Source organism: Stenotrophomonas sp. a6, from assembly GCF_030913325.1.
Taxonomy (GTDB): Bacteria; Pseudomonadota; Gammaproteobacteria; order Xanthomonadales; family Xanthomonadaceae; genus Stenotrophomonas; species Stenotrophomonas maltophilia.
The window spans coordinates 1,966,863-1,978,685 of the sequence record NZ_CP133161.1 but is presented as its reverse complement, the minus strand read 5'-3'; the positions used below and the strand labels follow the sequence as shown (position 1 = coordinate 1,978,685).

The 11,823-nt window shown below is 67.8% G+C and carries 11 protein-coding genes; 3 read left to right on the top strand and 8 right to left on the bottom strand.

Annotation, left to right across the window (positions count from 1 at the left end; all coding sequences use genetic code 11):
• Positions 1-14 precede the first annotated feature (14 nt).
• Together Q9Q79_RS09260 and hisS are read right to left on the bottom strand one after the other, a co-directional pair.
• On the bottom strand, positions 15-323 hold the full coding sequence (locus Q9Q79_RS09260) for a YerC/YecD family TrpR-related protein (protein ID WP_005416326.1): 309 nt from the start codon (positions 321-323) through the stop codon (positions 15-17).
• 312 nt (positions 324-635) lie between these two features.
• On the bottom strand, positions 636-2,030 hold the full coding sequence (gene hisS, locus Q9Q79_RS09255) for a histidine--tRNA ligase (protein WP_005413164.1): 1,395 nt from the start codon (positions 2,028-2,030) through the stop codon (positions 636-638).
• A gap of 126 nt (positions 2,031-2,156) precedes the next feature.
• Here hisS and Q9Q79_RS09250 point away from each other — a divergent pair, with 126 nt between their 5' ends.
• Positions 2,157-2,909: a helix-turn-helix domain-containing protein gene (locus tag Q9Q79_RS09250; RefSeq protein WP_065183926.1), complete on the top strand. Its 753-nt coding sequence runs from the start codon at positions 2,157-2,159 to the stop codon at positions 2,907-2,909.
• A gap of 102 nt (positions 2,910-3,011) precedes the next feature.
• On the opposite strand, the gene thrC is transcribed toward Q9Q79_RS09250, so the two are convergent.
• The 3 genes from thrC to thrA are packed head-to-tail and all read right to left on the bottom strand — an operon-like array spanning position 3,012 to position 7,743.
• Positions 3,012-4,298: a threonine synthase gene (gene thrC / locus Q9Q79_RS09245; protein WP_065183927.1), complete on the bottom strand. Its 1,287-nt coding sequence runs from the start codon at positions 4,296-4,298 to the stop codon at positions 3,012-3,014.
• A gap of 29 nt (positions 4,299-4,327) precedes the next feature.
• On the bottom strand, positions 4,328-5,242 hold the full coding sequence (locus Q9Q79_RS09240) for a homoserine kinase (RefSeq protein ID WP_109337426.1): 915 nt from the start codon (positions 5,240-5,242) through the stop codon (positions 4,328-4,330).
• Positions 5,239-7,743 (bottom strand): bifunctional aspartate kinase/homoserine dehydrogenase I, encoded by a 2,505-nt coding sequence (thrA, locus tag Q9Q79_RS09235; RefSeq protein WP_099605854.1) that lies wholly within the window; start codon positions 7,741-7,743, stop codon positions 5,239-5,241. The genes Q9Q79_RS09240 and thrA overlap by 4 nt, the downstream gene beginning before the upstream one ends.
• 27 nt (positions 7,744-7,770) lie before the next feature.
• Between thrA and Q9Q79_RS09230 the strand changes: the two genes are divergently transcribed.
• On the top strand, positions 7,771-8,064 hold the full coding sequence (locus Q9Q79_RS09230) for a hypothetical protein (protein ID WP_165710189.1): 294 nt from the start codon (positions 7,771-7,773) through the stop codon (positions 8,062-8,064).
• Positions 8,065-8,099: 35 nt separating this feature from the next.
• On the opposite strand, the gene Q9Q79_RS09225 is transcribed toward Q9Q79_RS09230, so the two are convergent.
• Together Q9Q79_RS09225 and Q9Q79_RS09220 are read right to left on the bottom strand one after the other, a co-directional pair.
• Positions 8,100-9,050 carry a DMT family transporter gene (locus Q9Q79_RS09225; protein WP_005409418.1) on the bottom strand — a complete coding sequence of 317 codons (951 nt, stop codon included), beginning with the start codon at positions 9,048-9,050 and terminating at the stop codon, positions 8,100-8,102.
• Positions 9,051-9,169: 119 nt separating this feature from the next.
• Positions 9,170-9,868, bottom strand: coding sequence for an AraC family transcriptional regulator (locus Q9Q79_RS09220; protein ID WP_005409417.1), 699 nt, complete (start codon positions 9,866-9,868; stop codon positions 9,170-9,172).
• Positions 9,869-9,949: 81 nt separating this feature from the next.
• On the opposite strand from Q9Q79_RS09220, the gene Q9Q79_RS09215 reads away from it, so the two are divergent.
• Positions 9,950-10,729 carry a DUF6491 family protein gene (locus tag Q9Q79_RS09215; RefSeq protein WP_201862123.1) on the top strand — a complete coding sequence of 260 codons (780 nt, stop codon included), beginning with the start codon at positions 9,950-9,952 and terminating at the stop codon, positions 10,727-10,729.
• Here the strand turns inward: Q9Q79_RS09215 and Q9Q79_RS09210 are convergent.
• Positions 10,726-11,778: a linear amide C-N hydrolase gene (locus Q9Q79_RS09210; protein ID WP_012480021.1), complete on the bottom strand. Its 1,053-nt coding sequence runs from the start codon at positions 11,776-11,778 to the stop codon at positions 10,726-10,728. The two genes, Q9Q79_RS09215 and Q9Q79_RS09210, sit on opposite strands and share 4 nt — an antisense overlap.
• Positions 11,779-11,823 lie beyond the last annotated feature (45 nt).

The following is an 11,823-nucleotide window of genomic DNA, read 5'->3' as shown; positions in this document are numbered from 1 at the left end:
GAACGGGGCGCGGATCAGCGCGAAGCAAGGCGGTCGATGGCGGCGGCATAGCCTCGATGGCCATGCTCGAGCGTTCGCGCCACCCGTCCGGTGGTGGTCACGCTGACCCCGGTGCGCTCGTGGATCTCGCGATACGGCACGCCCTGCTGCAGCAGCGGCACCACCTTCCAGCGGTCGGCCATGGCTTCCAGCTCGGCCGGTGTGCACAGATCGCGCAGGAAGGCCTCGACCTGTTCCGGCTCGCGCAGGGCGGCAAAGGCCCGGGCCAGGGCTTCAAGGTCGGCCTTCGGGTCTTTGGCGGCAATTTCGGGGCGGGCTTTCACGGGGTCGTTTCCATGCATCAATGTAATAGCGCGTTAGTACATTAGCGCATTCTTGCGCAGTGCGTCAAATCGAGGGTTGAGGGTGCGGCAGGGCTGCTGCCCTGCACCCGCACCCGCAGAGGCCGGAGCATCGGCACAGCTGGGTTCCGGACCGACCCCGCCCTCGACAGGTGGCCGCGAGCTGTCGGGACGGCCGGGGTCGGATCTGTTTTCCAGAGGAAAACGGCTCTGACCCCGGAACGGGGCCCGGAAACGAAAACGCCCACCGGTTGGTGGGCGTTTCGTTGAAGCGCTGCATGCTGCCAGGGGCCGTTACATCACCTTCGACTGCTCCAGCTCGACCTGCAGGGTGCTGGCCAGCTCGTCACGGGAGACTTCGAACTGCTGCTCGCGCAGCAGGTCCTTCACTGCCACCACGCCGCGCGCCAGCTCGTCCTCACCGGCCAGCACCACGAAGCGGATGCCGGCCTTGGCGGCGTACTGGAACTGCTTGCCGATCTTCTTCGGCTCCATCTGCACTTCGGTGTTGATGCCACCGGCGCGCAGGCGGCGCGCGATGTCCAGCGACTGCGGCATGCCCTGCTCGTCCATCAGCGCCACCAGCGCCTGCACGCTGCTGCCCTCGATGCCATCGATCAGGCCGGCTTCGCGCAGCTGCCAGAACAGGCGCGACAGGCCGATGGAGATGCCCACGCCCGGCAGCTTCGACTTGCTGTAGTGGCTGGCCAGGTCTTCGTAGCGGCCGCCCGAGCAGATCGAACCGATCTGCGGGTGGTCGGTCAGCGTGGTCTCGTAGACGGTGCCGGTGTAGTAGTCCAGGCCGCGCGCAATGGAGAAGTTCAGGCAGTACGCGGTTTCCGGCACGCCCAGCGCCTGCACCAGCTGCAGCACTTCGCGCAGTTCGGCGACGCCGGTACGCAGGATCTCCGAAGAACCGGCGTCGGCTTCAAGCGTGGCCAGCTGCGCCAGTGCATCGGCATGGCCCTGCGAACGCACGGCCACGAACGCCAGGATCTTCTCGACCTGCTCGGCCGGAATCTCGAAGCCCTCGCCCACCAGCGTCTCGCGCACGTAATCGGCGCCGCGCTTGTCCAGCTTGTCCACTTCGCGCAGCACTGCCAGCTGGCGCTCGCCCTCGGCCACGCCCAGGCTCTCGAAGAAGCCACGCATCAGCTTGCGGTTGTTCAGCTGGATGCTGAAGTCACCGATGCGCAGTTCCGAGAACACCGCGTGGATGACCGCCAGCACTTCGGCGTCGTATCGCACGCTCAGGCTGTCCTTGCCGATCACGTCGATGTCGCACTGGTAGAACTCACGGAAGCGGCCGCGTTGGGCGCGCTCGCCGCGGTACACCCGCTGCATCTGGTAGCGACGGAACGGGAAGGTCAGTTCATGCTCGTGCTCGGCCACGTAGCGCGCCAGCGGCACGGTCAGGTCGAAGCGCAGCGCCATTTCCGGCAGCGAACGGTCACCCGATTCGGCGGCGTTGGCCAGCGCACCGGTGGACTGCACGAAATACACCTGGCGCTCGGTTTCGCCACCGGACTTGGTCAGCAGCACGTCGGACAGCTCGAACACCGGCGTCTCCACCGGCAGGAACCCGAAGCGCTCGTAGTTGCGACGGATCACGTCCAGCATGCGCTGGAACGCAATCTGCTCGCGCGGCAACAGTTCAAGGGTGCCGGGCGGGGTACGGGGCTTGATCACGGGCGGAACTCCTGCTGGAACGGGACGTGGGAGGGGGCGACATTCTAGCGCCCCCGCCTCGGGCAGGGTCGAACGGCCGCTTGAAGTATCATAAGGCCCTCCCCGCCCGCGATACGCCCCCGCAACATGTCACGGCCTTCCGGCGCTCCGCCCGCCACCAACGATCCCGCCTCGCCGTCCTGCAACACGCTGGACTGCCTGCACTGCTCGGTTCGCCACCTCGCGGTGTGCTCGGCGCTGTCGCCCGATGAAGTGCAGGCACTGGAACAGGTCACCGTTTCCCTGCAGGTCAGCATGGGCAGTACCCTGGCCCGCACCGGCGAAGAGCGCGACCATGTCTATACATTGACCGGCGGCGCCCTGCGCCTGGTGCGCACCCTGGCCGATGGCCGCCGCCAGATCAATGGCTTCGTGCTTCCTGGCGACTACCTGGGCCTGAGCGGCAGTGACCACCACCGCTACGATATCGAGGCCATCGCAGACAGCCGCGTATGCCGTGTCGCGCTGCCGCAGATGAAGGCGCTTCGCAGCCGTTTCCCGCACCTGGAACGCAAGCTGCTGCAGCGTGCCTGCCAGGAGCTGGACGCCGCGCAGGATGCCGCGCTGGCACTGGCGCGGCTGCAGCCGGCCGAGAAAGTGGCCGACTTCCTGCTGCGCCTGGCCGCGCGCGAGGCCAAGCTGGGTGGCGATGGCCTGCGCGTCTCGCTGCCGATGGGGCGTGGCGACATCGCCGACCATCTGGGCCTGACCATGGAAACGGTCAGCCGTACCTTCACCAAGCTGCGCCAGCAGGGGTTGATCGCCCTGCCCCACCTGAACGTAGTGGAGATCCTCGACGAGGACGGGTTGCGCACGCTGGCCGGTGAAGGGTTGATCTGACCGCATCGCGGTTGGCTGGGTTGCCGGCCAGCGGCCGGCACTACCAGGTGGACGCAGCACGGGTAGTGCCGGCCGCTGGCCGGCAACCCCAGATGCCTTCGATCAACGCAGCAACACCTCACGCAACGCCGCATACTCCGCAGCCAACGGTTCCGCGTGCGCGGGCCGCTGCAGCAACGCATCCAGCGCCGGCGGCACGGCCACTGCTTCGCCAATCAAGGGCTCCACCACTGCCTCGAACTTGGCCGGATGTGCGGTAGCCACCACCGCCCAGTCGCCCTTGGCGCCGCGCGCGCGCAGGTCCTGCAACATCTTCACCGCCGTCGCCGTGTGCGGGCAGAACAGCTCGCCACTACTGGCATGCGCGGCCGCAATTGTCGCGCGGATGGTCACGTCATCCACCGCGAACGCGCGGAAGGCGGCGCGCAGCTCGGCATCATCACCGTGATAGAGCCAGCGCAGACGTTCGAAGTTGCTGGGCGCCCCCACATCCATTGCGTTGGCAACCGTGGCCACACTGGCCTGCGGCTGATAGTCGCCACCGTTGAAGTACGCCGGCAGCACCGCATTGGCATTGGTCGCCAGCACGATCTGCCCGATCGGAACGCCCAGCGCGCGCGCCAGCACTGCGGCCATCGCATTGCCCAGATTGCCGGTCGGCACCACCAGGTTGAGCCGACGACGATGCGCTGCGTAATGGGTCAACGCCGCATGTGCGTAGTAACTCATCTGCGGCAGCAGCCGGCCCAGGCTGATGCTGTTGGCCGAGCTGAGCGGCACCTGCGCCTGCAGGTCACGGTCGGCCAGCGCCTGCTTGACCATGGCCTGGCAATCGTCAAACGCCCCGGCCACACGCAGCGCCTGGATGTTGTCGCCGAAGCAGCCAAGCTGATGCGCCTGGCGCGGTGACACGCGGCCATCCGGGTACAGCACCACCACACGCACGCCCGGCTGGCGGTGGAAGGCTGCCGCCACGGCGGCACCGGTATCGCCAGAGGTGGCGACAACGATCGTCAGGTCGCGGTCCTTGCCGGCCTGCAGCCGCGACAGTGTTCCGGCCAGGAAGCGCGCACCGATATCCTTGAACGCCGCCGTCGGCCCATGGAACAGCTCCAGCACATGGTCACCGCCGCCCAGTGGACGCAGCGGCACCGGAAAGTCGAACGCCTCGCGGCAGATCGATGGCAGCGCCGCCTCCAGAGCATCACCTGCGAAGAACGGTGCCAGCAGATCGGCGGCGGTATCGGCCAGCGTTGCGCCGGCCCGCAGCTCACGTGGCGCCGGCAGCACCTGCGGAACATACAGCCCTCCATCGGGCGCCAATCCTGCAGCGATCGCCGCACTGAGGCCAACGGCCGGGGACTGACCCCGGGTCGAAACAAATTGCATGGGTTCGGTATCCAGTAAAGGGGAAGGATTCAGCACAAGCGGGCTCCCGCTGCATCCAGCGGCGACACCCAGGCATCGCTGTCGAAACCGGCGGCGGCAAATGCCGCCTGCACCGGTGCGGCAGCGGCGCGGGCCTGGTCGGCGTCCTCGAACCAGGCGAACACGCTGGGTCCGGCACCGGAGATGCCCGCACCCATTGCATGGGCCGACAGCGCCGCATCGCGGGCTGCTTCGAAACCTGCAATCAGGCCGGCCCGCCGTGGTTCGACCAGCACATCGCGCAATCCAGCCCGCACCAGCGCCGCATCACTACGATGGCAACCACTGAGTACCAGCGCGAGGTTCGCACTCTGTGCCACGAATTCACCCAGCGCGTAGCTGCCCTGCAGCACCTGGCGCGCACGGCGTGTTTCCAGCACCGCGTGCGGATGCACCAGCAGGCTGTGCCAGGCCGCCGGCACAGGAATTGGCAGCAGGCGGTCGGCCGTACACAGCGCAAGACCACCCAGCAGCAGCGGCCCCACGTTGTCGCCGTGGCGGCCACCGCTGGCCACTGCCTCGCCGTCGAGCGCAAACGGATACAGCGCCTCGCGCGACAGCGGTACATCCAGCAGCGCGTTGCCGGCAACCAGCGCAGCAACGCATGACGCTGCCGAACCGCCCATGCCGGAACCGAACGGAATGCCCTTGTCGATCTCCACCACGAATCCGAAATCCAGGCCCAGGCCTTCGCGCAGTGACATCAGCGCAGCGCCCGCGGTGTTCCCGGCGGCCTCCAGCGGCAGCTCGACCGCACTGCCACGGATCGCTTCGATGCAGACCACCGGTTCCTCGATGCGGCGCACGCTCACGGTATCGCCAACACCGGCGATGGCATGACCAAGAATGTCGAAGCCCACCGCCACGTTGGCCACCGAGGCCGGCGCGAACGCACGTGCGATCACAGGCGCGCTCCTTCACCGGCCGCGACCCGCAGCAGGTCGGCAAACACACCGGCGGCGGTGACTTCCGGGCCGGCGCCCGGACCCTGCACCACCAACGGGTTGTCGCAGTAGCGACGGGTACGGAACTGCACCACGTTGTCGGTCAACCGAAGGTTGGCGAAGGCGTGGTCGGCGGGCAGTTCCTGCAGGCCCACCGAGGCACCGTCAGCGCCCAGCTGTGCCACGTAGCGCAGCACCGCGCCACGCGCCCGCGCGTCCTGCAACCGCTGCAACAGGCTGGCATCGGACTCGCCCAGCCGCGCCATGAAGTCATCCACGCTGCCGTCGCGCAGCAGCGCCGGCACCAGGCTTTCCACCTGTACCTGTTCCAGGCTGAGCGCGTGGCCGGCCTCGCGGGCGAGGATCACCAGCTTGCGCGCCACGTCCACGCCCGAAAGATCATCGCGCGGGTCCGGCTCGGTGTAGCCCATCGACCGCGCCTGCGCGACCAGCTGCGAGAACGGCTGACTGCCGTCGAAGCGGTTGAACAGCCACGCCAGCGTGCCGGAGAAGATGCCTTCGATCGCCAGCACCTCGTCGCCCGTATCGACCAGATCACGCAGCGTGGTGATCACCGGCAGGCCCGCGCCCACCGTGGCTTCGTAGCGGAAGCGCGCACCACTGGCCGCCGCAGCAGCGCGGATGCGCTGGTAGCGCGGCAGCGGGCCAGCACCGGCCTGCTTGTTCGGAGTCACCACGTGGATGCCGGCGGCCAGCCAGCCCTCATAGCGCTCGGCCACGTCGGCGCTGCCACTGCAGTCGATCACCACCGCATGCGGCAGGTGCGCGGCCAGCAGGTGTTCGGTGAAGCGATCCAGGTCGCTGGGCTCGCCCGCGTCCTGCAATGCCTCCCGCCAATCGGCGTGCAGGCCATCCACTTCCAGCCGCATGCGCGAACGCGAGGCCAGCGCGCGCAGGCGAAGATCCACATTGGCCTTGGCCAGCAGCTGCGGGCGGGCCGCCAGCAGCTGGTCCAGCAGTGCCGCGCCGACGTTGCCCGGCCCGATCACACCGACCGCGAACGTCTGCGGCGACAGCCAGAAGCCCGCATGTGCGGCCCGCAATGCGCGGGTGGCATCGGCACTGTCCACCGCCACAGAAATATTGCGCTCCGACGAGCCCTGCGCGATCGCCAGGATGTTCACCTGCGCGCGTCCCAGCGCCTCGAACAGGCGCGCCGCCACACCGGGCTGGCCGGCCATGCCGTCACCCACTGCCGCCAGCACGCTGACGCCCTCACTGACCTGCACCCGCTGCACCTGCCCTACCGACAGTTCATGCGCGAACGCGTGCAGCAGTGCCTCACGGCCACGCGCCGCCTCGGCGGCGCGCACCACGCAGCAGATCGAATGCTCTGACGAACCCTGCGAGATCATCACCACCGACACCTGCGCCTGGCGCAGCGCCGCGAACACGCGCTCGGCGGTACCGGGCACGCCGATCAGGCCGGTGCCTTCCAGGTTCAACAGGGACAGCCCGGGGCTCAGGGTCAGGCCCTTCACCGGCCCGCGCGGCGAGCGCTCGGCGCTGATGCGCGTCCCCGGATGCGCCGGCTGGAAGGTATTGCGGATGAAGATCGGCAGGCCGAGGCGGATGGCCGGCGACATCGTCTGCGGGTGCACCACCTTGGCGCCGAAATAAGCCAGCTCGCAGGCCTCGTCGTAGCTCAGTGATTCCAGTTGCACCGCTTCGGGCACCAGTCGCGGGTCGGCCGACAGCACGCCGTCGACGTCGGTCCAGATGTGCAGTTCATCGGCATTGAACAACGCGGCGAAGATCGCGCCGGAATAGTCGCTGCCGTTGCGGCCGAGCGTGGTGATGCGGTCATGGCGGTCACGGGCAACGAAACCGGTGGCGACCAGGCGCATCTGCGGATGCCGCAGGCGCCACTTGGCCAGGCGGTCCGCGCTGGACTCCCAGTCGACATCCACACCCAGTTCGCCATGCCCGACCACCAGCACGTCGCGTGCATCCAGTACCGCACAGTCTTCGCCCAAGGCACGCAGGTGGGTGCCAAGCAGTTGCGCGGAGAATACTTCGCCCAGGCCCTGCACGCGGTCGAGTACTTCGCGCGGCAGCTCGCCGATCACCGCCAGCGCCGCCAGCACTTCGGCCAGTTGATCGAAGCGGGCGTCGATCCATTCGACGGTCTCGCCCACCTGCTCGCCCAGCAGGGCCACGGCGGCGCCACGGTGACGCGCGCGCAGCGCATGCCAGGCCTCGCGCCAGCCTTCGTCGCCCTTGGCCGCCAGCTGGGCCAGTTCGATCAGCGCGTCAGTGACGCCCTTCATTGCCGAAACGACAGTGACCTGCAGCGATTCGGGACGGGCCAGCAGCAGGCCCGCAACATGGCGGTAGCGTTCGGCATCGGCCACCGAGGTGCCGCCGAACTTGTGCACGACGATGGACGGTGCAGCCAGATCGGCCGGGGCAACGGGATGAGCGGGGGCGTGGGAAGACATGTAGACCTCGGCAGGAGGCCCCGTCGCATGCAGGTGTCGAGTTTCCCCGCCACCTGTATGGTGCGGGGCCGTGGTTTTCGGGAGTTACACGAAGACGACGGGCCGCACCAGGGCAGTGGTGGCGGTGGTGGTGGTAATGGTGGTGGTGGCGACCGGCGCAGTCGAACGGCCCGCAGTGGCGGGGGCGATCAGGCTGGCGTGGGCGGCATCAAGAACCATGACGCACAGAAAACACTGTGCGCCGGCCTGCTGTCAAGTGCTGCGATGCAAAAACCAGTGCCGCGATCATCGCTCAACGTGCCGGCATTTGGTTGCATCTGAGACCAAGGCAGCATCAGCACGCTTGACGCACGCATTCAGCCGGCATGTTCGGCGATCGCCCGTGGACTGCGATGGGCATGCGCGCACAGCATCACGCCGGCCACCAGGAACACGATCGCCAGCGCTTCCAGCAGCGAAGGCCAGCGCTGCTGCCAGGCGAAGGCATACGCCAGCGCGAACAGCGTCTCGAACACGATCATCTGGCCGGTCAGGGTCAGCGGCAGCAGGCGGCTGGCGCGGTTCCAGAACGCATTGCCGAGGATCGAGGCCACCACCGCCACACCGGCGCTGATTGCCCAGAAACCACTCCACTGCGCCGCCGTGTGCCCGCTGGTGTGGCCGATGAAGGCCATCGGCACCAGCAGCAGGGCCAGGCCGCCGGTGGTGACGCCGGTCAGCAGCGACCAGTCGTGGCTGGACAAGTCCGGTCGACGCGCCAGCCAGCGGCTGTTGCCGATCGAGTACAACGCCCACGAGAACAGCGCGCCGAACGCGCACAGCAGGCCGATCAGGCGCTGCCGCCACGGGGTTGCCAGGTGCTCGGACATCAGTGCTTCCCAACCAACCAGGGCCACGCCCAGCACGCACAGGCCCAGTGCCGGCAGCAGCTGTTTCAAAGGCACTGCACCCTGTTCGCGCACGCCGACCAGGGTGACCACCACCGGAATCAGGCCGACAATCAGCGACGCCGCCGCACCGCCAGCCCACTGCACCGCCGTGGCCAGCAGCAGGAAGTACACCAGGTTCCCGGCCAGGCTCAGCCACAGCAGCCCGATCCATTCGGTGCGACCCAGCTGGGGTGCCAGACGCTTCCAGCGCGGGAGCAGCAGTACTACGGCGATCAGGCCGTAGACCAGATAGCGGCCGGCCGACAATTGCAGGGCGTTGAACGACTGCAGCACGGCGGGCGCGAGGAAGACCACGCCCCACAGCGCGCCAGCGGCAACGCCATTGGCGATGCCCAGGGCCATCGGGTTGTTGCGCATTCGGGTTCTTCGGGGGGAGAGAACAGGCCGCGCAGTGTAAGCGCTGGCCAGCGGGCGCTCTTGACCGAGGCTATTGCCCTGACCGGCCGCGCGTGCGCAAAGCCGAGCGTGGCTCGACCCTACAGTCCGGCGCCCCGGCGCCACGCTGCGGGAGTCTGGCCGCACTCGCGGCGCAGCGCACGGGTCAGTGCGCTCTGCTCGGAATAGCCCGCGGCCAGCGCGATATCGCTGATCGGCGCCACGCTGGTGCGCAGCTGGTGCTTGGCCCAACGCAACCGGCTTGCACTGAGCCAGGCCTGCGGGCTGAGCCCGAACTCCTGCCGGAACAGCGCATGCAAACGGCTCTCGCTGACCCCGACGAACCCCGCCATGCGCGCCACCGGCCACGCCTGCCCGGGGTCGGCCTGGACCGCCGCACACAGACCCTGCATGCGCGCGCCACTGCCAGCAGGTGCAAATACCTGCAGCAACTGCGGCAGCAGCGCCGGCATTGACTGCCCTGCCTGCACCTCAGCCAGGCGTCGGCGCAATGCCAGCGGCAGATGCAGCCAGCGCTGCCGGCACAGATGCTCCTGCGTGCCGTCATCAAGTACGCCCGGAGGACAGTCAACGATCACGAAACCATTGGGACCATCAGCCATCTGGTCATGCGCCTCACCGGCGGCCACGAATGCCCCCTGCAGCACGTCCAGCCGACCTCCGCGACCTTCCATTTCGAACTGCAGTTCACCCTGCACTGGCAGCACCCACTGCGCGTAGTCATGGCGGTCCAGGCCGGTGGCCTGGCCGTAGTGCCGCAGATGGAAGATGGCGCCCATCCGGGCAGTGTGCGCGTGTAACAACGGCCGTGCAAACCGTTGCTATAGTCGAACCGTCATCCAACGCAGGGAGTGCAGGACATGACCCATCAGCAGGTGTCCCTGGCGCTCGCCACCGGCCTCGGCCTGGCGCTCGCCGCTTCGGTCTCCGCTCAGGAGCGTACGCCCCCGGCTCCGCACTGCATGGACGCCGTCGGCGTACAGGAAGTGGAGCAGGCATCACCGCGCTCGATCGCACTGCGCGCCACCTCCGGCCAGGCCTATCGGATCGACTTCAACGAAGATTGTCCCGGCGTCCGCGGTGCCACTTCGCTGAAACTGGAAGCCCCCGCCGGCTGGGCCTGCGGCCGCCCCAGCGAACGCGTCGTGGTCGACGGCCGCCGATGCACCATCAGCGCGGTCACCCCGCTGCAGAATCGCGATTATGCCAGCGTCGCCCGCGACAGCGACCGCCTGCGCACCGCTACCCTGCCTGCCGTAACCATCCGCGAACGCAAGGAGGTGCGTCGCAGCTTCGGCGGCTCACCGTCCTACTGCTTTGCCACGCGCAACGTGCGTGCCTGGTCATCCGACCCGCAGGGCATGCTGGTGGAGACCAATCCGCGCCGCAATGGCGGCCATCGCTACTACCGGGTCGAACTCGGCAGCCACTGCCGCCAGCTCGACCGCGCGCCGCAGCTGAGCTTCCACTCGGGCCTGCAGAACGGCCTGATCTGTGGCAATCCCGGCGATCGGATCATGACTGCCGAATTCGAGACAAACGATCTGCGCGGTGAAAGCATCGCCCCGCTGCCGCAGTACACGCGCGGCAGCTGCACGATCCAGGCGGTCTACCCGGCCTCCAGCCAGGCGTCGAACTAACCGTCGACGCCGAGGAAGGCGAACGGTGCGCTGGGCACGAACTGGCCCAGTGCATCACCGGCGAAGGTATTGCGCTGGTCCTTGCCGAGGTCGAGCTTGAGCACCTTGCCGGCGAAATCGACCTTGTTCAGATCGACCCAGAAGGTGTTCGGGGTCAATGCCGATTCGAAGAAGTACAGCCGCCGCTTGTGGTCGGCCACGGTGCGCCAGCGCGTGGATGAGATGTTCGGCTCACCCGGCGTGGTGATGCCATACGGCACCGACGCGTTGCGGATCACGCTGAACACACTGGCCAGGGCCTCCACCGGATCCTCGGCCTTGGGAATGGCGTTGATGTAGAACGAGGCGCGCGCGAAACGGTCAGCAGAGCGGTTGGTGCCCGGCAGCATCACCGTGCCGCCGATCTGCTGCCAGTAGCTGTTGAGCGCCAGCTGCTGCTCGAAGATCGGCGAATTGGTCATTACCTGGTAGCGCCGGTCATGGTGGATCACCTGGCGCCCGCCGATGTACTCGACGATGGCACTGTCGCCGCTGGCATCGGACAGCGACAGGTGCAGCGTCGCCTGCCGATCTTCACCGGGCACCTTGTCGGTGACGATCGAGTACGGCTCGCGCTTCAACGCGGCGACCGCCTCTTCCACGGTAGCGAAGTTGTCCAGCACATACTGCGCCCACAGCGAAATCGCCAGACCCGGCTTGTTGCCACGCTGCTGCGGATACTCCGATTCGACCAGCCACAGCAGGTTGGCCACCAGGCCCTTTTCGTTCATGCCATCGGTGGTCGACACGTCGTAGCCGGTGGCCACCACCGAGCCGTAGCGCGCGGTCCACGCCAGCGACTTCGGGCCGGCCTGGCCGGTGCGCGCAATGCCGCGCGGCAGTATGTAGAGGTTGGTCGCCACATCGACCTTCCAGTCCATCGAGCGCGCGGTGATCACATCGCCGTTGTCACCCAGGTACACCGCGCGCGTGCAGGCCAGTGCCGGTGCCACGGCTGCGGCCAGCGCGACCGCCAGCATTCCCCTTCCCATCCACTTCATCCGTGCCATGTCGTTGCACTCCTTTTCCCCGTGATCCGAAGATAGGACCCCAGG